The sequence below is a fragment of the Nostocoides veronense genome, assembly GCF_039531185.1.
Taxonomy (GTDB): Bacteria; Actinomycetota; Actinomycetes; order Actinomycetales; family Dermatophilaceae; genus Nostocoides_A; species Nostocoides_A veronense.
In genome coordinates this window covers 47,829-68,312 of record NZ_BAAAPO010000039.1, presented here as the reverse complement: position 1 = coordinate 68,312, position 20,484 = coordinate 47,829, and the positions used below count along the sequence as shown (strand labels likewise).

22 protein-coding genes and 3 pseudogenes are annotated in these 20,484 nt (G+C 67.8%); 18 read left to right on the top strand and 7 right to left on the bottom strand.

The genetic code is table 11. From position 1 onward, the window contains the following. Positions 1–360 (top strand): VOC family protein (locus tag ABD225_RS12700; protein ID WP_344085884.1); only part of this gene is annotated, 360 nt, incomplete at its 5' end. Between the two features lie 136 nt (positions 361–496). Here the strand turns inward: ABD225_RS12700 and ABD225_RS12695 are convergent. Then, a complete protein-coding gene (locus ABD225_RS12695; RefSeq protein WP_344085881.1) occupies positions 497–1,264 on the bottom strand; it encodes a tyrosine-protein phosphatase in 768 nt (255 codons plus the stop codon). A gap of 649 nt (positions 1,265–1,913) precedes the next feature. Between ABD225_RS12695 and hemW the strand changes: the two genes are divergently transcribed. Next, positions 1,914–3,191, top strand: coding sequence for a radical SAM family heme chaperone HemW (gene hemW, locus ABD225_RS12690; RefSeq protein ID WP_344085878.1), 1,278 nt, complete (start codon positions 1,914–1,916; stop codon positions 3,189–3,191). Between the two features lie 108 nt (positions 3,192–3,299). Here hemW and ABD225_RS12685 read toward each other — a convergent pair whose 3' ends face one another. Together ABD225_RS12685 and ABD225_RS12680 are read right to left on the bottom strand one after the other, a co-directional pair. After that, a complete protein-coding gene (locus ABD225_RS12685; protein ID WP_344085875.1) occupies positions 3,300–3,905 on the bottom strand; it encodes a DUF4870 domain-containing protein in 606 nt (201 codons plus the stop codon). Positions 3,906–4,060: 155 nt separating this feature from the next. Continuing rightward, the gene (locus ABD225_RS12680) at positions 4,061–4,921 is read right to left on the bottom strand and encodes a DUF3097 family protein (protein WP_344085872.1); all 861 of its coding nucleotides are present in this window, start codon (positions 4,919–4,921) and stop codon (positions 4,061–4,063) included. A gap of 116 nt (positions 4,922–5,037) precedes the next feature. Between ABD225_RS12680 and hrcA the strand changes: the two genes are divergently transcribed. The 3 genes from hrcA to ABD225_RS12665 are packed head-to-tail and all read left to right on the top strand — an operon-like array spanning position 5,038 to position 7,963. Beyond that, positions 5,038–6,063 carry a heat-inducible transcriptional repressor HrcA gene (hrcA, locus tag ABD225_RS12675; RefSeq protein ID WP_344085890.1) on the top strand — a complete coding sequence of 342 codons (1,026 nt, stop codon included), beginning with the start codon at positions 5,038–5,040 and terminating at the stop codon, positions 6,061–6,063. 30 nt (positions 6,064–6,093) lie between these two features. Continuing rightward, positions 6,094–7,215, top strand: a complete 1,122-nt coding sequence (gene dnaJ, locus ABD225_RS12670) for a molecular chaperone DnaJ (RefSeq protein ID WP_344085869.1) — start codon at positions 6,094–6,096, stop codon at positions 7,213–7,215. Between the two features lie 16 nt (positions 7,216–7,231). Next, entirely contained in the window at positions 7,232–7,963 is a 732-nt protein-coding gene (locus ABD225_RS12665; protein WP_344085866.1) for a 16S rRNA (uracil(1498)-N(3))-methyltransferase, read from the top strand. Positions 7,964–7,966: 3 nt separating this feature from the next. On the opposite strand, the gene ABD225_RS12660 is transcribed toward ABD225_RS12665, so the two are convergent. Together ABD225_RS12660 and ABD225_RS12655 are read right to left on the bottom strand one after the other, a co-directional pair. Beyond that, positions 7,967–9,022, bottom strand: coding sequence for a hypothetical protein (locus tag ABD225_RS12660; protein ID WP_344085863.1), 1,056 nt, complete (start codon positions 9,020–9,022; stop codon positions 7,967–7,969). Beyond that, positions 9,019–9,582: a SigE family RNA polymerase sigma factor gene (locus ABD225_RS12655; protein ID WP_344085860.1), complete on the bottom strand. Its 564-nt coding sequence runs from the start codon at positions 9,580–9,582 to the stop codon at positions 9,019–9,021. Before ABD225_RS12655 ends, ABD225_RS12660 begins: the two co-directional genes overlap by 4 nt. A 76-nt stretch (positions 9,583–9,658) precedes the next feature. Between ABD225_RS12655 and ABD225_RS12650 the strand changes: the two genes are divergently transcribed. The 9 genes and pseudogenes from ABD225_RS12650 to ABD225_RS12610 all read left to right on the top strand — a co-directional run bounded on the left by ABD225_RS12650 (position 9,659) and on the right by ABD225_RS12610 (position 16,385). Further along, a complete protein-coding gene (locus ABD225_RS12650; protein ID WP_344085857.1) occupies positions 9,659–10,000 on the top strand; it encodes an HIT domain-containing protein in 342 nt (113 codons plus the stop codon). A 49-nt stretch (positions 10,001–10,049) separates the two neighbouring features. Further along, positions 10,050–10,766: pseudogene (locus tag ABD225_RS12645) on the top strand (PhoH family protein); the annotation flags it as partial. Beyond that, positions 10,752–11,579 (top strand): annotated as a pseudogene (locus ABD225_RS12640) (LAGLIDADG family homing endonuclease); the annotation flags it as partial. The pseudogenes ABD225_RS12645 and ABD225_RS12640, both read left to right, overlap by 15 nt. Before the next feature lie 267 nt (positions 11,580–11,846). Further along, positions 11,847–12,191: pseudogene (locus tag ABD225_RS12635) on the top strand (PhoH family protein); the annotation flags it as partial. Beyond that, the gene (gene ybeY / locus ABD225_RS12630; protein ID WP_344085854.1) at positions 12,163–12,630 is read left to right on the top strand and encodes an rRNA maturation RNase YbeY; all 468 of its coding nucleotides are present in this window, start codon (positions 12,163–12,165) and stop codon (positions 12,628–12,630) included. The pseudogene ABD225_RS12635 and the gene ybeY, both read left to right, overlap by 29 nt. A gap of 4 nt (positions 12,631–12,634) precedes the next feature. Beyond that, on the top strand, positions 12,635–13,966 hold the full coding sequence (locus ABD225_RS12625) for a hemolysin family protein (RefSeq protein ID WP_344085851.1): 1,332 nt from the start codon (positions 12,635–12,637) through the stop codon (positions 13,964–13,966). Further along, positions 13,963–14,889 (top strand): GTPase Era, encoded by a 927-nt coding sequence (era, locus tag ABD225_RS12620; protein ID WP_344085848.1) that lies wholly within the window; start codon positions 13,963–13,965, stop codon positions 14,887–14,889. The genes ABD225_RS12625 and era overlap by 4 nt, the downstream gene beginning before the upstream one ends. A gap of 199 nt (positions 14,890–15,088) precedes the next feature. Continuing rightward, positions 15,089–16,126, top strand: coding sequence for an aspartate-semialdehyde dehydrogenase (locus ABD225_RS12615; RefSeq protein WP_344085845.1), 1,038 nt, complete (start codon positions 15,089–15,091; stop codon positions 16,124–16,126). Then, positions 16,119–16,385: an acyl-CoA-binding protein gene (locus tag ABD225_RS12610; RefSeq protein WP_344085842.1), complete on the top strand. Its 267-nt coding sequence runs from the start codon at positions 16,119–16,121 to the stop codon at positions 16,383–16,385. Before ABD225_RS12615 ends, ABD225_RS12610 begins: the two co-directional genes overlap by 8 nt. A 97-nt stretch (positions 16,386–16,482) precedes the next feature. Here ABD225_RS12610 and ABD225_RS12605 read toward each other — a convergent pair whose 3' ends face one another. Both ABD225_RS12605 and ABD225_RS12600 read right to left on the bottom strand, forming a co-directional pair. Next, a complete protein-coding gene (locus ABD225_RS12605; protein ID WP_344085839.1) occupies positions 16,483–17,169 on the bottom strand; it encodes a DUF305 domain-containing protein in 687 nt (228 codons plus the stop codon). Next, entirely contained in the window at positions 17,169–17,810 is a 642-nt protein-coding gene (locus tag ABD225_RS12600; protein WP_344085836.1) for a thioredoxin-like domain-containing protein, read from the bottom strand. Before ABD225_RS12600 ends, ABD225_RS12605 begins: the two co-directional genes overlap by 1 nt. A gap of 126 nt (positions 17,811–17,936) precedes the next feature. Here ABD225_RS12600 and ABD225_RS12595 point away from each other — a divergent pair, with 126 nt between their 5' ends. The 4 genes from ABD225_RS12595 to ABD225_RS12580 all read left to right on the top strand — a co-directional run bounded on the left by ABD225_RS12595 (position 17,937) and on the right by ABD225_RS12580 (position 20,470). Then, the gene (locus ABD225_RS12595; protein WP_344085833.1) at positions 17,937–18,182 is read left to right on the top strand and encodes an AbrB/MazE/SpoVT family DNA-binding domain-containing protein; all 246 of its coding nucleotides are present in this window, start codon (positions 17,937–17,939) and stop codon (positions 18,180–18,182) included. Further along, on the top strand, positions 18,179–18,613 hold the full coding sequence (locus ABD225_RS12590) for a PIN domain-containing protein (RefSeq protein WP_344085831.1): 435 nt from the start codon (positions 18,179–18,181) through the stop codon (positions 18,611–18,613). Before ABD225_RS12595 ends, ABD225_RS12590 begins: the two co-directional genes overlap by 4 nt. A 91-nt stretch (positions 18,614–18,704) precedes the next feature. Next, positions 18,705–19,445, top strand: coding sequence for a GntR family transcriptional regulator (locus ABD225_RS12585; protein ID WP_344085828.1), 741 nt, complete (start codon positions 18,705–18,707; stop codon positions 19,443–19,445). Beyond that, the gene (locus ABD225_RS12580) at positions 19,442–20,470 is read left to right on the top strand and encodes a 1-aminocyclopropane-1-carboxylate deaminase (RefSeq protein WP_344085825.1); all 1,029 of its coding nucleotides are present in this window, start codon (positions 19,442–19,444) and stop codon (positions 20,468–20,470) included. The genes ABD225_RS12585 and ABD225_RS12580 overlap by 4 nt, the downstream gene beginning before the upstream one ends. The last annotated feature ends 14 nt before the right edge of the window (positions 20,471–20,484 follow it).

The window sequence follows — 20,484 nt, the reverse complement described above, 5'->3', positions numbered from 1 at the left end:
TCAGGCACGCCGCCAACCTGTGGGCTGATTTCCCAGCCAGATGCCGATCTAAGTCAGACGCATAGCATACCCGGCGAGGACCAGGGCACCATCCACCACAGCGAGATGATCTGGCCCGAGGGCGGGCGAGTCATGGTGGCGACGGCTGGCAAAGCCGCTGGCGAATTTGGTGGCGCTCCCGGCACGATGGGCGTGTATGTCGTGACGGCGCACCCCGACGAGTTAGCGGCGCGCGCGGAATCCCTTGGCGCGCAATTTATTCGGCCGCTGAAGACCGAGGAGGATTACGACTCGCGTGGCTTCTCGGTCAAGGATCCCGAGGGCAACTCGTGGAGCTTCGGCACCTACGCCGGCAGCTGACTCACTCTGGTGTGGGCTGATTTCGCCGGGAAGCCTGCACTTGCGTTGAGAACCTTGCGCTTCACCCCTGCTCGAAAGCAGGGTAACGCGCAAGGTTGCGGCATCCGGAGAGAAATGGGAGTCGTCGAGCCGGGGCTCAGGCGAGGAGTTTGGCGCGGAGGGCAGCGACCTGGTCGGCGGTCCAGCCGTGGGCGAGCAGCCAGCCGGCGGCTCCGCCATAGTCGGCGGCGAGCATGCCTAGCAACGCTTCCATGGAACTTGACAGGGGGATCTGTTCATCAACTGGCTTGTCTCGCAAGGATTCCCGATACGGATCGCGGTCGATCAAACGGTCGATGATCCGCTGGATGCGCTCGCCGGACAGGACGTAGTCGGCGATGATCTCCTCGTCCGGCACTCCGGCCACCGCTAGCGCGAGGCCGACAACCGTGCCGGTTCGGTCCTTGCCGGCGGCGCAATGCACGACGGTTGCGCCGGTCGCCGTTGCCACGACCGAGAGCGCCCCCGATACCGAGTCGGGACGCTCGCTCAAGTAGCCGCGATAGTGCTGGCTCCAGAAGTTGGCATCCTTGGGACGCGGCTCGCCGACGGGATCGGCAGCCAGGAAGCCGGGCACGTCCACGCCCGGCGCCTGCTCGCGGATGAAGCTGTGGTGGTGGTGTCGCAGCGTGGTGGCGCGCAGCGGGCCGTCCCCGGTGGCGTGCAACTCCTTGTGCGATCGCAGGTCGACGATATCCGTCACGCCCAGGTCGTCGACGAGGTGGCGGACGGCGCCGGGGGAGAGGTCTTGCAGGTTGTCGGACCGGATCAGCCGCCCCGGGTGCACGACGCCGCCGTCGCGAGTCGGCAGGCCACCGACATCGCGCATATTGACGACGCCATCCAGGTCGATCCACCGCTGCATCCCGCCAGGGTATGTCGCCCCCAACGATGCGACGGCTACAACCACGGTGTGCGACGGGGCGCGCGGTGAGGGTGAGGTCGTCAGGTTCAGTCCAGATCGTCAGGTTCACGTGACGATCTCAGCCGAAAGTGACGAACTCGCGCCGAGTTCGTCACTTTGGTCTTCGCGCCAACTGGGGGACAGACGTGGACGACTTGGGGACACGAGGTGACGCCGGGAAATAAGTGAGGGCCTCGGAAAGTATGAGTTTCCGAGGCCCTCGTCGATCTCGACCGGAGTCGAGTTCGTTGCACCAGCCGAAGGCGGTGCGGGTGATCACGACCGAGGTCGTGATCGGAGTCATCGGCCGAAGCCGAGACAGTTTGAGTCGGGCCGAAGCCCGTCTCGTGATTCCTGCGCCGAAGCGCCGGAATCGGTTGATGCAGAACAAGTTCCGCATCGTGACCCGGCCCGAGGGCCGAATCTTTCGCTCCCGCCCGGAGGCGTTTGCGATGACCTATTTCTATCCCGAGAACCACCCTCCAGCAAGCCCTACGACTCGACCAATTCGAGAAATTTTCGGGTCATCGGCGTGTCGCGCTGGACACGCCGGGCCCCGTGTTACTCACGTGATTAGGGGGTCCGGATCGTGGGCTGCGAGGATGCCGGTATGCCGCCCAGTGCCCTCCCCGATGGTGACCCCGCGCCCGCGGATGGCCACCTTCCGCACGCGGCTCTGGAGTCGGCCGGCGGCGGCGGGATCTCGGCATACGTCCATGTGCCCTTCTGCCGGGTGCGGTGCGGCTACTGCGATTTCAACACCTACGCGCCGGGGGAGTTGACCGGCCCGGCGGGGGCCAGCACGACATACGAGGAAGCCCTGGCACGCGAGGTGGCACTGGCAGCCGGAGTCCTTGCGCCCGCTGACACCCTGCCGCTCGCGACGGTCTTCGTCGGCGGCGGCACACCGACCCTGCTACCCAGCGAGCACCTGACCGCCCACCTGCGCCGGATCGCCGCGATCTGGCGGCCCGCCGATGACATGGAGGTGACCACGGAGGCCAATCCCGACTCCGTGACCCGAGAATCGTTGGCGCACCTGCGAGCCGGCGGATTCACTCGCGTGAGTTTCGGGATGCAGTCCGCCGTTCCTCACGTCCTCGCGACCCTGGAGCGCACGCACGATCCGGCCAATGTCGCGACCGCCGTCGCTGCCGCCAAGGCCGCCGGGTTGGACGTGAGCCTGGACCTGATCTATGGCACGCCGGGGGAGTCGCTGCAGGACTGGCGGGCGAGCCTCGAGGCGGCGATCGCGCTGGAGCCGGACCACATTTCGGCATACGCCTTGGTCGTCGAAGACGGCACCAAGATGGCGGCGCAGGTTCGGCGCGGACAGATCACCCTGCCGGATGATGACGATGAGGCCGATAAGTACGAGCTCGCCGACGAGTTGCTGAGCGCGGCCGGCTACGACTGGTACGAAGTCAGCAACTGGTCCCGGCCGGGCAAAGAGTGCCGCCACAACCTGCGCTACTGGCAGGGCGGCAATTGGTGGGGCTTCGGCCCCGGTGCCCACAGCCACGTCGCTGGCGTCCGATGGTGGAATGTGAAACACCCTGGGGCGTATGCCGATCGGCTCGCCCAGGGCGTCTCCCCGGCCGCCGCGCGCGAGGTGCTCACCCCCGAGCAGCAGTATGACGAGCGAGTCCTCCTCGGCATCCGCCTGGCTGGTGGGCTGCCCGTCGGGGCGCTCGCGCCCGCGGGGGTGGCAGCCATACCCGCCCTGGTCGCGGACGGCCTGGTCACCGAACACTCCGCGGACATGGACGGCTCAGCACCAGGTGACGAACCGGCTCCCACTCCGCATACTCACCGGCTCGTCCTCACCCTGCGCGGCCGCCTCCTCGCCGACACCGTCGTCCGCCGCCTGCTCGGCTTCGCCGGGTGAAGGTTTCCCGCCCGATGCCGGAAACCCTTTGTTTGTGCCGGAAAGAATCTGACACAAACAAAGGGTTTCTGGCATCGGGCGGGAAACCTACATCGGCCCCGGACGCGGCTACTTGATGATGCGGGGGGTCAGCGGGGGGTTGTACCACTCGCCGGCGTTGGCCTTGGTGGCCGCGATGATGTGGACCACGATCGCCCAGACGCAAATCACCGGGTAGGTGATGAAGCCGATGAGCAGCAGCATCAGGATGGCCGAGACGAGCAGGCCGATCCCGGTGATGATCTGCACGTTGAGCGAGTTAGCGGCGGCAGCGCGGACGAACGGGCCGCGGTCCTTGTACATCAGGTAGATGACCAGGGCCGCCACGAAGCCGAGGGTCCCCGCGCTCAGGACGAAGCAGACCAGCGGGATCAGGTGCGAGAGCATCGCCCAGTTGCGCTCCTGCGCCGGAGTCATCGGGCCGGAGGCGCCGATCGTGCCGAGATTGTCCTGCCAGGCACTCTGGCCCGCCGGAGCTTGGTAGGCCGGTGCTTGGTAGGCCGGCGGGGGATAGTTCGGCGGCGGGGCGGCATTCCACGACGACGGGGCGGCCGGGGCGTCGTTGGGCGAGGCCGGCGCGCCGGAGTTCGGCAGCGGCGTGGTCGGCGGATAGGTCGGGTAGCTCGGCGCGGCCGGGTCCGGGTAGACCGGGTCTGGGTTCGGCTGCTGCGTCATGGCGTGTGTGTCCCCTTGGTGCGAGGCTCCCGGGACGGTCCCGGGAAGCGTGCCTGCACTCCATACAACCGCACCGGGCGCCCGCGTGATCCCCGTTCCGTCAGATTCCCGGGTCGTGTCCGGGGCGGCGCCAGGGGCACCCCCGACCCCGCTGGCTAGCGGCCCTCGGGCGATGTCACAAAATCGATCAGTTCCTCGACCCGGCCGGAGAAGGAGGGCTCCAGATCGGCATAGGTGCGCACCCGCGAGAGCAGGTGCTTCCAGACCAGCCCGATGTCCTGGGTGGACGTATGCGGCAACCCCAGGGCGGTGGCGATGCCTGCCTTCCAATCCTGGCCCTTGGGTATGACCGGCCACGCCGCCAAGCCCACCCGATCGGGCCGAATCGCTTGCCAGACATCGACATACGGATGCCCGACGATCAGGACCCGGTCGGGTCCGAAGCGCCGCATCGTCTCCGAGACGATCCGCGACTCCTTGGTCCCTGAGACCAGGTGATCGACGAGCACCCCGGCCCGCACCGTCCCCGATGGCCCGAAATCCGCGAGCGCCGCAGCCAAATCGTCCACCCCATGCAAGGGCTCGACTACCACGCCTTCGATCCGCAGATCGGCGCCCCACACCTTCTCCACCAATTCGGCATCGTGCGTGCCCTCGACAAAGATCCGCGACGCGGCGGCCACCCGCGCGCGGGCGCCGGCCACGGCATACGATCCGCTCGCGGTGCGCACCGGGGCACGCGGGGCCTGCGGGGCGACATACGGCACGAGCCGCACGGGGGAGCCATCGACCAAGAACCCGGGCCCGAGCGGGAAGGCTCGCACCCTGCCGCGCCGGTCCTCCAGGCGCACGACCTGCTGGCCCCCGATCTTTTCGACGCCGACGATGGCACCGACCCAACCGGTCTCGACCTCCTCGACGACCAGCCCCGGCTCCGCCGCCTGATCGACGGCCCGACCACGCGCCGGGCGCCGCCAGTCGCCGGAGAGGACATCGCCGCCATACCGATCGCTCACCCGGCGACTGTACGTGCCCCGACGAGGCACGCCGTAGAATTGGCACTCCGCGGCGGCGAGTGCCAGCCGCGCAGCAGACGGCCTGGAGGGAGGCGCACATGAGCACCGATCGACCGGTGTCGAACGAGCGGCGCCTGGCCGTGCTCGGCGCGATTGTGCAGGACTATGTCCACACCAGCGAGCCCGTCGGCTCCAAGGCGCTGCTCGAGCGGCACGGCTTCGGCGTCTCGGCCGCGACGATCCGCAATGACATGGCGGCGCTGGAAGAGGAGGGCCTGATCGCGGCCCCGCACACCAGCGCCGGCCGGATCCCGACCGATGCGGGCTATCGCCTCTTCGTCGATCAGCTCTCGCAGATCAAGCCGATGAGCCGCGCCGAGCAGGCCGCGATCGCCCAGTTCCTGCACGATCCCGTCGATCTCGACGATGTCGTGGACCGCACCGTGCGGCTGCTGTCGTCGCTGACCGGGCAGGTCGCGATGATGCAGTACCCCTCGCTGACCCGCTCCAGCGTGCGGCACATCGAGGTCGTGCCGATGGGCGGCCAGCGGCTGATGGTCGTGCTCATCACGACCACCGGCCGGGTCGAGCAGCGCGTCCTCGACGCCGGGCAGGACCTCGCCGCCGACGCCGCAGAGCTCATCTCTCGCCTGCGCACCGGCATCAATACCGCCGCCGCCGGACGCCGCCTCGTGGACGCCGCCGCCGCCCTCACCGCGCTCCCGGATGCCTTTGCCCCCGACGAGCGCGACATCGTCCGCCGGGTCGTCGGCGCCTTGGATGAGGCGCTGGTCGAGGAGCGCGAAGAGCGGGTCACTCTCGCCGGCACGGCCAATCTCGTGCGCCAGCCGCTGGATTTCCCCGCCACCCTCGAGCCGGTTCTGGATGCGCTGGAACAACATGTGGTGCTCTTGCGGTTGCTCTCCACAGCCGCCGGTGGCGAGCACATCGCCGTGCGCATCGGCCACGAGAATCCCGTGACCCAGCTCCAGTCAACCTCCATGGTGACCACGGGGTATGGCAGCGGGGGCGAGTTGGTCGGCGGCCTCGGGGTGGTCGGTCCGACTCGGATGGACTACCCCACGAGCATGGCCGCGGTCCGCACCGTGGCGGCATATATCTCCGGCTTGCTCGCGCAGTGACGACACGACAGATTCGATAACGAGGATCAGGTGAACGACTACTACCAGGATCTCGGGGTGTCCCGGGACGCCAGCCCCGAGGCGATCAAGCAGGCCTACCGCCGCCTCGCCCGCAAGCTGCACCCGGACGTCAACCCCGGCGCCGAGGCCGAGGAGGAGTTCAAGAAGGTCTCCCAGGCGTATGACGTGCTGTCCGATCCGGACAAGCGCCGCCAGTACGACATGGGCAACGACCCGTATGGCGGGCAGCAGGCCGGCTTCGGCCAGGGCTTCTCGTTCAGCGACATCATGGACGCTTTCTTCGGCGGCGCCGCCGGCCCGTCGCGCGGCCCGCGCTCGCGGACCAGCCGCGGTCAGGACGGCCTCGTGCGCCTGCCTATCGACCTGGTGGATGCCGTCTTCGGCGGCGAAAAGGACCTGACGATCGAGACCGCCGCGACCTGCGGCACCTGCAAGGGCGATGGCTCCCAGCCGGGCACCGGCCGCCGCAAGTGCGAGGTCTGCGCCGGGCGCGGCGAAGTCCAGCAGGTCCAGCGCAGTTTCCTCGGCCAGGTCATGACCAGCCGGCCCTGCCAGGCCTGTCAGGGGTATGGCGAGGTGCTGGTCAACCCGTGCTTCGAGTGCTCCGGACACGGCCGGGTGCGCACCCAGCGGACGCTGACGATCGGCATACCCGCCGGCGTCGACACCGGCACTCGCATCCACCTTGCGGGCGAGGGCGAGGTCGGCCCCGGTGGTGGTCCCGCCGGCGACCTGTATGTCGAGGTGTCCGTCGCCCCTGACCCCGTCTTCACCCGGCGTGGCGATGACCTGCACGCGAGCCTGCCGGTGCCGATGACGGCTGCGGCGCTTGGGGCGCGGATGAAGCTGGACACCTTCGACGGGGCCCAGGAGATCGATATCAAACCGGGCACTCAGCCGGGCGAGACGATGACCCTGCGCGGGCTGGGCGTCACGCACCTGCGCGCCGGCGGCCGCGGCGACATCATCGTGCACGCCGATGTGCGCACCCCGACCAAGATCGACGCCGAGCAGGAGGCGCTCCTTCGCCAGCTTGCGACGCTGCGCGACGAGGAGGCCCCGGCCGGGCGGTTGGCGGCGGGCGACCACGGGCTTATGGGCAAGCTGCGCGACGCATTCAAGCCGCGGTGATCTCGTGACTCTTGCGATGTTTCTCACTGACCCCGGCGAGCTCGATCTGGCCGTGGTCGGCACGGCCTACACCCTGGACGGGGCGGAAGGCCGGCACGCAGCGACCGTGAAGCGGATGCGCGTGGGTGAGCGGCTGATGCTCAGCGACGGGCAGGGGCGCCGAGTCACGGGCACGGTCGCGGAGGCTACGCCGGGGGAGTTGCGCATCGACGTCGAGCGCGTCGAGGATGAGGAGCCGCCCGGGGCGCGTCTCACGCTCGTGCAGGCCCTCGCGAAGGCCGACCGTGACGATGCGGCGATCGAGGCGGCGACGGAGTATGGCGTGGATCGCGTCATCCCGTGGCAGGCCGAGCGTTCGATCGTCCAGTGGCGCGGGGAGCGGGCCGAGAAGGCCCGGCAGAAGTGGGTCGATACCGTGCGCGCGGCGGCCAAGCAGAGCCGACGCGCGTGGGTGCCGGAGGTTGAGGATCTGGTCGACACGGCCGGCCTCGCGCGACGGATCTCCTCGGCGTGCATCGCGTATGTGCTGCACGAGGACGCGGTCGTTCCCCTTGCGGGACAACCGATTCCGGCCGTTGGTGAGGTGCTGCTCATTGTCGGGCCCGAAGGCGGGATCGGGGAGAGCGAACTCGCCAAGCTCACTGCCGCTGGTGCTCATCCGGTGCGGCTGGGCACGAGTGTGCTGCGGTCTTCCTCGGCCGGCCCGGCAGCGATTGCCGTGCTGTCGGCCGAAGACCGCTGGCGCTGAAGGCTATTCGGCGCGCAGCGGGATGGTGACGGTCGTGTTGGGGTCGTTGGCGACCTGCACCCGCAGCGTGTAGGAACCCGCCGCGAGTGGGTCGAGAGTGATCGTGAAGGGTGCCTGCGGCACCAGATCGCCGACGCGCACCTCGCCGCTCTGTGCGGTCGGCCCGCCGTCGATTCGCCAGCTCAGGACGGCGCCCGGGTGCGTCGAAAGACCCGAGAAGGTCTGCGGGACACCAGCTGTGAGCGTCTCGTCCCAACCCGGCCGGTCCAGCCAGATGGGGCTAGCCAGCGCCGCGATCTGGGTTGGCGGTGGGCGGTGGAAGTCCTGGTTGATGTCGGCGCCGCGCACCACCCCATACCCCTCCACTGAAATGAAACGCACGGGTATGTCGCCGCGCCCGACGATGGCCTGCGCCGTGAGGATCAGGCTCAGCCGCGCCCGGTCCAACACGCCGGCCGTCCACGTCACGGCGTCGTCGAGACCCTTGGCGGTGATGGTGATGCGTTCGTCCGAGATGTCGACTGATTGCACATCCAAACCGCCGCTCGGTCCCACGGTTCCAGGACCATCACTGCGCCGTCCGGTCCAGGCGAGCGCCGCGGCGATGACCTGGCCCGGGGTGGCATCGGCCGGTAGGCCGAGCCGAGGGTCGTCCTTGCGCAGGAAGGTCCGGGTGAGCCCGAAGCCGTCCGGGGAACTGGGGTCGCGCACGAGCAGATAGATCGGGACGGCGCCGGGCAGCACGGTGTTCGGGGGCGCGCTCGCCGGGTCCGATGGTGTGGTGGAGAGCACGGTCGTGCTGCTGCCTGTTGCGGCCGGGTCGCCGGTCCCGGACCGGCCGGGCAGCATGGCGAGCACTGTCGCCGTCGCGACCATGGCCACCGCCGCCGCGGCGGCGACCAGCACCAACCAGCGAGTATGCCGGGGGGCGGGGGCGGACTGCATACGGACGGCGTCCTGGATCGCCGCGAGGCGCTCGGAGGGGGTGACCGCAGACGCGTCGGCCTGCAGGGCGCCGCGCAGCGAATCTTCGAGATCGCGCAGGTCGTCGGTGGTCATGGGGAGTCCTCCCGGTGGGAGCGGGTCGGGTCGTCGAGGTGTGAGCGCAGGGCGACGAGCCCGCGGTGGGCGTGGGCCTTGACCGAGCCGGGGGCGATCCCGAGGGTGTCGGCGATTTGCGCCTCTGACAGGTCGCTGTAATAGCGCAAGATCAGGACCTCACGCTGGCGGCGGGGGAGGTGCTGTAAGGCGGCGAGCATGGCCTGGTTGCCGAGGCTGCCGAGGGCGCTGTGCTCCGCGCTGGGGGCGACGGATTCGCGCTCGGCCTCGGGACCGGCCTTGATCAGGTAATCGCGTTCGACCGACCGGTGGCGAAGCACCGATCGGGAGGCATTGACGACGCTGCGCCGCAGGTAGCCGACCGCCTGCTCTTTGTCCTGCAGGTGATCCCAACGCCGATGCAGGGCGACGAGCGCGTCTTGAACGATGTCCTCCGCGGCGCCCTGGTCCCGGACGAGCAGCCAGGCGAGCCGGACCATGGGAGTCCACTGGGCGGCATACAGCACCTCAAGGGCCTGGTCGGCGCTGAGCGCCGCCAGTTCTCCCGAGGTCCGCGCCACGAGGGACATTGTCACGCCCTCTCCACGCGCCAGGTCCGAAGCGGGTTGACTGGGCGGAGCAGCTAAGTTGCTGCATATGTCCGTCGACTGCCTGTTCTGCAAGTTCGTCGCCCGCGAGATCGAGCCGCAGGTCGTGGCCGAGTCCGAGACCGCCTTCGCCTTCCGGGACATCAATCCGCAAGCGCCGACGCATGTCCTGGTCATCCCCAAGCGGCATGTCGCGAATGCCGCGGAGTTGGCGCAGCACCCGGCGGATGCGGCCGGTGTTTTGGCGCTCGCGGCGCAGGTGGCGCAGGCGGAGGGATTAAACACGGGCTACCGGCTGGTGACGAATACCGGTGCCGACGCGGGGCAGACCGTCTTCCACTGCCACGTTCACTTGCTTGGTGGACGAGGGCTGGGTTGGCCGCCCGGCTGAGCCATATTCGGTGGCTGGGCGGATGGGGCCGCATAGAATGGCCGGACCCATGAGTGACCTTTCCCCAGAGGCGAGCGGCGCGCCGCAGCCCGTGCAGCCGCTGCACATCGTCGAGATCCCGTCGTCGGTCCCCATGGTTTCCCTGCTCGGACCGCGCGACGAGCTGTTGCGCACCCTGGAGCGGCAGTTCCCGCATGCGTCGATCCACGTGCGCGGCAACGAGTTCCGGATGACCGGGCCCAGCGCCGATATCGCCCTCATCGAGCGCACTCTCGACGAACTACTCGCCGTGCTCGCCGCCGGCCAACCCCTGAATCGGGACGCCGTCGAGCGGTCGATCGGGATGTTGCGCAGCCAGTCCGCCGAGCGCCCGGCGGATGTGCTGACGATGAATATCGTCTCCAACCGCGGCCGCACGATCCGGCCCAAGACCTTGAACCAGAAGCACTATGTCGACGCCATCGACGCCCACACGATCGTCTTCGGCATCGGCCCGGCAGGCACCGGCAAGACCTATCTTGCGATGGCCAAGGCCGTTGCTGCGCTGCAGGCCAAGCAGGTCAACCGGATCATCCTGACCCGCCCCGCCGTCGAGGCCGGCGAGCGGCTGGGCTTTTTGCCCGGCACTTTGAACGACAAGATCGATCCCTACCTGCGCCCGCTGTATGACGCCCTGCACGACATGATCGACCCCGAGTCGATCCCGCGCCTGATGGCCGCCGGCACCATCGAGGTAGCCCCGCTGGCGTACATGCGCGGGCGGGCTCAACCCCTCGACTCCCACGTTCTGACACCTGAGGGTTTCCGCCGATTCGGCGACCTTCAGGTGGGCGACTACGTCATCGGCTCAGACGGACGCGCCACCGAGGTGCTCGGGGTCTACCCGCAGGGGCGCAAGCCCGTCTATCGGGTGACCACCCAGGACGGCGCATCGACCCTGTGCTGTGCCGAGCACCTGTGGACCGTGCGCACGCGCGAAGACGCTCGGGCCGGTCGCTGGCGCACGCTGCAGACTTCGGAACTCCTTGACCATGGTTTGAAGGGCCGAATTCACCGCTTTGAACTGCCGCTAATTCAAGCCGCCGAGTTCGAGCCACAGGACGTTCCACTGGATCCCTACGCCCTGGGGCTTCTTCTCGGTGATGGATGTATCACGGGGTCGACGACGCCGGCCTTCTCTTCGTCCGATGAGGAACTGGTCGAGCGGCTGCAAGAAGCTCTCGACAATGACCGCGTCCCGGTCGATGTGACGGGACGAGGCGGCTACGACTACGTTCTGCGCCATCGCGGGGTGGGACGTGGAGGCTTGCGCACGGCGAATCCGGTATCGCAGATCTTGCGCGAGTTGGGATTGTTCGGAACCGGTTCGGCCACCAAGTTCGTCCCTGACCTCTACAAGCACAACACTCATTGGGTCCGCTTAGCAGTACTGCAGGGGCTGCTGGACACTGACGGCGGCCCTGTGACGCAGGTGGGCAGATCGTGCCGCGTCCAATACACAACGATCTCGCCAAGGCTGAGAGACGACGTGGCCTTCTTGGTCCAGTCATTGGGTGGGGTCGCCTACTGGCGCACACGGCCGGCCAAGGGCCGCAGCCCCGGACGATCGCAGGGGCGCAATGTTGCGTATCGACACGACGCTTTCGTTCTGGACATCCGGTTGCCTGAGGGGTTTAGTCCGTTTCAACTTGGCCGGAAGCGCCGTGCATACGAAGCAACCGGCGGGGGGCGCCCGATGCGGTTTATCGACCGGATCGAGCCGGCTGGCGAGGCCGACGTGATGTGCATCAAGGTTGCGGCTGAGGATTCGCTCTATGTGACCGACGACTTCCTGGTCACGCACAACACGTTGAACGATGCGTTCATCATCCTCGACGAGGCGCAGAACACCTCGCCGGAGCAGATGAAGATGTTCCTCACCCGGCTCGGGTTCGGGTCCAAGATCGTGGTCACGGGGGATGTCACGCAGGTCGACCTGCCGGGTGGGACGCAGAGCGGCCTGAAGGTCGTGCAGGACATCCTGCGGGGAATCGAGGACGTTCACTTCGCCAATCTCACCTCCGTGGATGTCGTGCGACACCGCCTCGTCGGCGACATCGTCGATGCCTACGGTCGATGGGATTCGTTGCAGCACAAGCATTCTGGCCCGGGAAGGACCACTGGTGAGCGTCGACGTCCTCAACGAGACTGACTCCGCTGTCGATGAGGTCGAACTCGTCGACCTCGCACGCTATGTCATGGCCGAAATGCGCGTGCACCCGCAGGCCGAGCTCTGTTTGCGCCTGGTCGATGAGGCCACGATGACGGTGCTACACGAGAAGTGGATGGACCTGCCGGGGCCGACCGATGTCATGAGTTTCCCCATGGACGAGTTGCGTCCGGGACGCGACGGCGAGGCGCCCGAGCAGGGCGTTCTGGGCGATATCGTCCTGTGCCCCACTGTCGCCGCGAAGCAAGCTGCCGAGGCCGGACACGCAACCGCCGAAGAAATGCTGCTCCTGACGACGCACGGCATCCTGCACTTGCTCGGCTACGACCACGCCGAGCCGGAGGAGGAGAAGGAGATGTTCGAGTTGCAGCGTCAACTCCTGCTCACCTTCCTCGCCGGCCGCGGCCGACCGCGCGCCTGAGCCCATGACCGGCCAACTGATCGCGGTCGCGCTGGTCGCGGTCCTTTTCGCTGCACTCATCGCGCTCGCCGAGGCTGCCATCGGCCGCTCCAGCCGGGTGCGTGCCGAGGAACTCGCGGACGAAGGCCGCGGGGGAGCCACGAGCCTCGGCGTCATCCTGGCCGACTCGGCGGCATACCTCTCGGTCACCGCCTTCCTGCGCACCGTCGCGGAATCCGTTGCGGCAGTGTGTATGACGCTCGCCGTCACCTCGATCGTCGATGGCTTCTGGAAGGCGTTGCTGATCTCCATCGCGATCATGACGGTGATGACCTTCATCGTTGTCGGCGTCTCGCCGCGCACCCTCGGCCGGCAGCATTCCGACGCCATCGCGCTCGCCCTCTCGCCCGTTGTGGTCTGGCTGCGTCGGCTGCTCGGGCCGGTCGCTCGGCTCCTGGTGATGTTCGGCAATCTCGTGACGCCCGGCGGCGGCTATCGCGACGGCCCCTTCCAGAGCGAGTCGGAACTGCGCGACCTGGTCGACATCGCCGGCGAGAACGCGCTCATTGAAGACGACGAGCGGGAGATGCTGCATTCCGTCTTCGAACTCGGCGACACGGTCGCCCGCGAAGTCATGGTGCCGCGCACCGACATGGTCTCTATCGAGGTCGGCAAGACGGCTCGCCAGGCGATGTCGCTGTTCAACCGCTCCGGCTTCTCTCGGCTGCCGGTCATCGACGACGGGCCCGATGACATCGTCGGCCTGATCTACATGAAAGACGTAGTCCGCCAAATGACCTCTGGCGGAGCGGATTTGACGACCATCCCCATCGAATCGCTGATGCGGCAGATGCCGTTCGTTCCCGAATCGAAGCCGGTCGATGACCTGCTGCGCGAAATGCAACGCGGCTCAGTGCACATCGCGATCGTCGTCGACGAATATGGCGGCACCGCCGGCCTGGTGACGATCGAGGACATCCTTGAAGAAATCGTCGGCGAGATCGATGATGAATATGACCGTGAGACCCCCGGCGTCGAGGATCTCGGCGACGGCCGTTTCCGGATCCCGGCGACGATGAATGTCGATGACTTCGCCGACGCCTTCGATGTCGACCTCGAGGACGACGAGGGTGTCGACACCGTTGGGGGCCTGATCGCCAAACGCCTCGGCCAGGTGCCCATCCTGGGGTCGCACTGTGATGTCGGGATCTACACCCTGACCGCCGAGCGGATGGCCGGCCGCCGCCACCGGATCGCCTCGGTCCTGGTGACCCCGCTACCACCTGTCTTCGATGCAACGGGCGAGCTCGTCGTCGATCATGAACCTGCCACCTCCCGGACGGAGCACCGCGTATGACGCCCGAGAAGCCCTCCTACACAGCCGGTTTCGCGTGTCTCGTCGGCCGCCCCAATGCCGGCAAGTCGACGCTCACCAATGCCCTGGTGGGGGACAAGGTGGCGATCACCTCCTCCAAGCCCCAGACCACTCGGCATACGATCCGGGGCATTGTCACCGGCCCGACGAGCCAACTGATCCTCGTCGACACCCCCGGCCTGCACAAGGCGCGCACCCTGCTGGGGGAGCGCCTCAACGACCTAGTCCGCGCGACCCTGCTCGATGTCGATGTCGTCGGCTTCTGCCTGCCGGCCGATCAGCGGATCGGACCCGGCGACCGGTTTATCGCCAACGAACTGACCGAGCTCATGCGCGGCAAGAAACTGCCCGTGGTCGCGATCGCGACCAAGATCGACAAGGTCGACAAGAAGCGCCTCGCCGAGCACCTCATCGCCATCGACCAGCTCGCCGACTGGGCCGCCATCGTCCCCTGCTCGGCGTCCCGGGGCGACCAGGTGGAGGACGTGCAGCGGGTGCTCGCGTCATACCTCCCCCCGGCGCCGGGGCCGCTCTATCCCGAGGGCGTGATCACCGACGAGGACACCGACACCCGGATCGCGGAACTCGTTCGCGAAGCCGCCCTCGAAGGTGTCCGCGACGAGTTGCCGCACTCGATCGCCGTCGTCGTCGAGGAGATCACCGAACGCGAGGAGACGCCCGAGGACAAGCCGATGCTCGACGTGCGCGTCAACATCTTCGTCGAGCGCGACAGTCAAAAGGCGATCATCATCGGCAAGGGCGGCTCCCGGCTGCGTGAGGTCGGCACCGATGCCCGCGCCGGGATCGAGGCCCTGCTTGGCCGGCGCGTCTATCTGCACCTGCGGGTGAAGGTCGCCAAAGACTGGCAGCGCGACCCCAAACAACTCCAGCGCCTCGGCTTTTAGCCACCCCACGAAGTTCTCCGCTCCTACGTCGCTGCGATACTTCGCGGGGAACCCCGACTCGTCACCCCACGAAGTTCTCCGCTCCTACGTCGCTGCGATACTTCGCGGGGAACCCCGACGCGTCACCGCACGACGCCGCGCGTTGCCCACCTAGCGGGCGCAACCGGAACTCGGTGGACGCGCTCCTTATCCTCGACTCATGCGTGTTGGTGTATTCGGTGCCACCGGTCAGGTCGGCGGGGTCATGCGGACCCTCCTCGAAGAGCGGGACTTCCCCGTCGACGAGATCCGCTACTTCGCCTCGGAGCGTTCGGCGGGCACGACCCTGCCGTGGCGCGACACCGAGGTCGTCGTCGAGGACACCGCGACTGCGGACTTCAGCGGCCTCGACATCGCCCTGTTCTCCAATGGCGGGTCGAGCTCGAAGGAGTACGCCCCCAAGGTCGCCGCGGCCGGCGCCGTCGTCATCGACAACTCCAGCGCCTGGCGCAAGGACCCCGAGGTGCCGCTCGTCGTCAGCGAGGTCAACGCCGACGACCTCCTCGACATCCCCAAGGGCATCGTGGCCAACCCCAACTGCACGACGATGGCCGCCATGCCAGTCCTCAAGCCGCTGCACGACAAGGCTGGCCTAAAGCGCATGCACGTCGCGTCATACCAGGCCGTCTCGGGCTCCGGCGGCAAGGGCGTCCAGGAACTCGACCGCCAGCTGCGCGGCGGGTATGCCGCGGGTGACCCGATGGGGCTGGCCCTCGACGGCGGGGCCATCGAGGTCCCCGAGGCGCAGGTGTATGCCGTGCCTGTCGGCTTCAATGTCGTCCCCCTCGCCGGCTCGCTCGTCGACGACGGCTCGCTGGAGACCGACGAGGAGCAGAAGCTGCGCAACGAGTCGCGCAAGATCCTGCACGCCCCCGACCTGCGCGTGTCCGGCACCTGCGTGCGTGTGCCGGTGTTCAGCGGCCACTCCCTGGCCATTCACGCCGAGTTCGAGAACGACATCTCGCCCGAGGAAGCACTCGACCTGCTCAAGAACGCGCCCGGCGTGGTCGTGACGGACGTCCCCAATCCCCTCGAAGCCACCGGCCGTGACCAGGTTTTCGTCGGCCGGGTCCGCGCTGATCAGGCGGCCCCGGACGGCAAGGGCCTGGTGCTCTTTGTCGTGGGAGACAATCTACGCAAGGGCGCGGCGCTCAATGCCGTGCAGATCGCAGAGGAGTGGCTCAAGCGCAATGGCTGACATCACCGACTTTGACTCCGCAGTGGCGGCGGTCTCGGGCCTGACCAAGGACCCGGGCAATGAGGCGAAGTTGCGCCTCTACTCCCTCTACAAGCAGGCCACCGACGGCGATGTGTCGGGGCGCCGCCCCGGTTTCACCGACTTTGTCGGCCGGGCGAAGTATGACGCGTGGGCCAAGCTCGCCGGCACCGATGCCGAGACCGCCCAGGCCGACTACATTCAGGTCGTCAGCGACCTGCTGGACGCCCAAGGCGACTGACTGCGCGCGCCGGCGCACACGGCATACCCACGCACGGGAAACGACAGCGGCCGGGACCTCATCGCAGGTCCCGGCCGCTGGCTGTGAGGTATGCGGATCACTCGCGTTGCGCGAGCATCGCCGTCATCGTCTCGATCTCTGCGGATTGTGCGTTCACCATGCCTTGCGCCAGGTTGCGGACGGCCGGTTCCTTGGCCCGATCGAGCGCGGCCTTGGCCATCTCGACGCCACCCTTGTGGTGCGCAATCATCAACTGCAGGAACAGCTTTTCGGCTTCCACACCCTTAGCCGCCGTCAGCTTCGCCATGTCCTCGGATGACGCGATGCCCGGCATCGAGGCCATCGCCTCGCCGTGGCTCATCGAGCCGTGATCCATGCCCGGCATATCGCCCATCCAGCTCATCGCCGGGTCCGTGCCGGTCTGCGGCAGGCCCCACAGCGTCAGCCAGGCGCTCATCTGACCGATCTGCTGCTGCTGGCTGGTGATGATGTCGAAGGCCATCCGGCGCAGGTCCTCATCCTGGGTCCGGTCGCGGATGAGAAAGGCCATCTCGACCGCCTGCGCGTGGTGGGTCGACATATCGCGAGCGAACCCCGCCTCGGCGCTGGAGTTGCCGGGGTGCCCGTCGGCGCGGTTGAGGAAGAAGCCCGCAAGCGCGGCGGCAAGCAGGCCCAGGACAGCGACGATGGCGAGCGCCGGGCGGCCGAGCGCCGGCTTGGGGGAGTCCGTATGCGGATCGGCCCCGGCCCAGGGTGCCTCGGGCGCCGTGGCCGGCTGGGCCATCAGGAGACCTTGCCGTCCGCGTCCATGCCGCCGGTGCAGACCGCGCCGGGCTCGGGGGTCTGCGGGCCCTGCCGGTAGGCGGCGATGAAGGCCTCGAGGCGCGGATCGTCGGCGCCCGTCAGCGTCAACTGCTTGCCCCAGGCGGAGGCGACAACCGGGCTGGGCAGGCCGTCAAACGGCGAGAGCACCATGTAGGTCGACGGGATCTCCTTGCGGAGCTTGTCGACATCGGCGCTCGGAAGCTTCGGGTCGTAGGTCACCCACACCGCCCCGTGCTCCAGGGAGTGCACAGCATTCTCGTTGGGAACCGGCTTGTCGTAGACGCCGCAGTTGAGCCAGGTGCCCGAGTGCTCGCCGCCGACGGGCGGATTCTCGGCATACTTCACCGTCTGGTCGGTGTGCTTGCCGCCTTCGTACTTATACGTCTTGACCGCATCAAGGCTGACCTTGCCCGCGGACTGCCGGTCCTTGACGATGGTGAACCCCACGACGCCGGCAATCAGCAGCAGGACGGCCAAGCCAGACCCCCAGATCGCCATCCCGCGCCGGCGTTCGGCCTGCGCCTGCTGCTTGCGGACCGCCTCAAGCTGCGCGCGTCGCGCCGCCGAGGTGTCGGTGGTTGCTTGCTTCTTCTTCGCCACGGGCCTGCCTTGTCAGTGGTGAGCGGGAAAAGTAAGGGTCGCACGCTAGGCGAGAAGCCTGACGGTTTCCTGGGAAGGTGAAGCGGTGACCTCGTTGTATGAAGAGCGGGCCTCATACAATGTACTATGACTACGGCAACATCGAAGATCTCGCGCAACGGTCAGTTCTCGCTACCCGCAGAGGTGCGCCGCCGGTGGGCCACCGAGCGCGTTGTCGTCGTCGACCAGGGGGATTACGTCATCGTCAGGCCCATGACGGATGACATAGTCGCCACCTTGCGCGGCGCGTATGCCGGCTCAGGGCCCAACACCGACGAAGCTCGACGGCATGAGCGTGCGGCCGACGCAACGCGGGAGGCGCGGCACGAATGACCGTGCTCGACGCCTTCGCCCTCGTGGGTTTTCTGCGCGGCGAACCGTGCGCGGGGCAGGTCGAGGAGCTCTTTGGTGGAATCACGGCCATATCGAGCGCCAACCTGGCAGAAGTGATCGACCTGCTCGTCCGCGTGTTCGGATTCGGTGAAGATGAATTGCTCGGTGACTTGGCCCTGCTCCAGCAAGCAGGGTTGGAGGTTGTCGATGTAGACGCCACTATCGCCACCCGCGCGGCTCTGTTGCGCGCCAGGCACTACGGCAGCAAGCGCTGCCCAGTGAGCCTCGCCGATTGCGTGGCGCTCGCGACCGCCGAAAGGCTCAGGCAACCGCTCGCCACTGCTCATCCAGATCTGCTCAGGGTGGCGCGTGACGAATCGGTTGCGGTCTGCCCACTCCCTGACAGTTCCGGACGTATGCCGCCCGCATGATCCCGGGGCCGACGTCGCCACGCCTTGGTTGGCGCTTGGGCTTGATGAGTCGCCAGTTGACAATTCGGCGACGCGATGTGCAATATATTGCATGCCGATTCCGAAGAATGCCGGAACTAGTGCGCTGAAGCGCGGGCTGCTTCGCGATGATGTGTATGCCCGACTGCGGGACGCCATCGTCGACGGCACCTTCTCGCCGGGGGAGCAGCTGCGCGATCAAGACCTGGCCGAGTGGCTGGGGGTGAGTCGGACGCCAGTGCGCGAGGCAATCCTGCGGCTGAGTGCGGCGGGCCTGGTGTCGGCCGCGCCCGGTCGGTCGACGATCGTCGCTCCGCTCGAGAGCAGCGCGATCCGGGACGCCCAGTCGGTCGTCGCGGCGATGCACCGGCTGGCCGTGGAACTCGCCGTGGCGCGGCTCAGCAGCGGCGACCTGGACGCCATGCGTGCGGCCAACCAGGATTTTGCCGCCGCCATGCGGGCCGGGGATGCCGACGCCGCGCTGGCCGCAGATGACGCATTCCACGCGATTCCCGTTGCGGCAGCGGCCAATTCGGCGATTGTGACCGTGCTCGACCAATTCACGCCGGTGCTGCGCCGCCTGGAGCGGCTGCGCTTCGCCTCGCTCACCGGACGGGCGTCGGTCGCACTGCATACCCGCCTGGTCGACCTGTGCGAGGCGGGAGACACCGCCGCGGCGGCGGAGGTCTCGCACGAGACCTGGCAAAGCCTCGGCCCGCTGCTCTCGACTCTCGATCAGGCCACCACCTCCGCCCCACGACCACAACCACACCCCGCCGAACCATCCGGCACAACCGCAAAGGACGACCGATGAAGCTCGACCAGTTTCCCCGCCACCAGCTGACCTTCGGCCCCAGCCCGATCCATCACCTCAAGCGGCTGTCCGACCACCTCGGCGGCGCCCAGGTCTGGGCCAAGCGCGAGGACGTGAGCAGCGGGCTGGCATACGGCGGCAACAAGATTCGCAAGATGGAGTACATCGTCCCGGACGCGATCGCCTCCGGCGCCGACACGCTGGTCTCGATCGGCGGCTACCAGTCCAACCACACCCGGCAGGTCGCGGCCGTCGCCGCCCACCTCGGCATGAAATGCCGTCTGGTGCAGGAGAAGTGGGTGCCCTGGGATGACCCGGTGAACGACAAGGTCGGCAACATCCTGCTCTCGCGCATGATGGGCGCGGACTCGCGGCTCGACCCCGCCGGCTTCGACATCGGCATCCGCGACTCCTGGAAGGACGCGCTGCGCGAGGTCGAGGAGGCGGGCGGCACGCCATACGCCATCCCCGCCGGCGCCTCCGAGCACCCCCTCGGCGGGCTCGGGTTCGCGAACTGGGCCTTCGAGGTCGCCGAGCAGGAGAAGCAGTTCGGCGTCTTCTTCGACACCATCGTCGTCTGCACCGTGACTGGCTCGACGCACGCGGGCATGATCGCCGGCTTCGCCGCGCTGGAGGAACTCACCGGAGTTAAGCGCCGCGTGCTCGGCATCGACGCCTCCGCCACCCTGGAGAAGACCCGCGATCAGGTCGCCCGGATCGCCCGCCACACCGCCGAGCTGATCGAGCTCGGCCGCGACATCCGCGATGACGAAATCCAGGTGCTCGAGGGCTGGGCCGGAGAGCTGTACGGTCTGCCCGTGGAGTCGACGATGAACGCCATGGCGATGGGCGCGCAGCTCGAGGCGATGATCACCGACCCGGTCTATGAAGGCAAGTCCCTCGCCGGGCTCATCGACCTGGTCAAGGACAAGGACATCCCGGCGGACTCGACGGTGCTCTATGCCCACCTCGGCGGGCAGCAGGCTGTCAACGCCTACCACTCGCTGTGGGACCCGGTGAAATGAGCGACGCAGGAGCT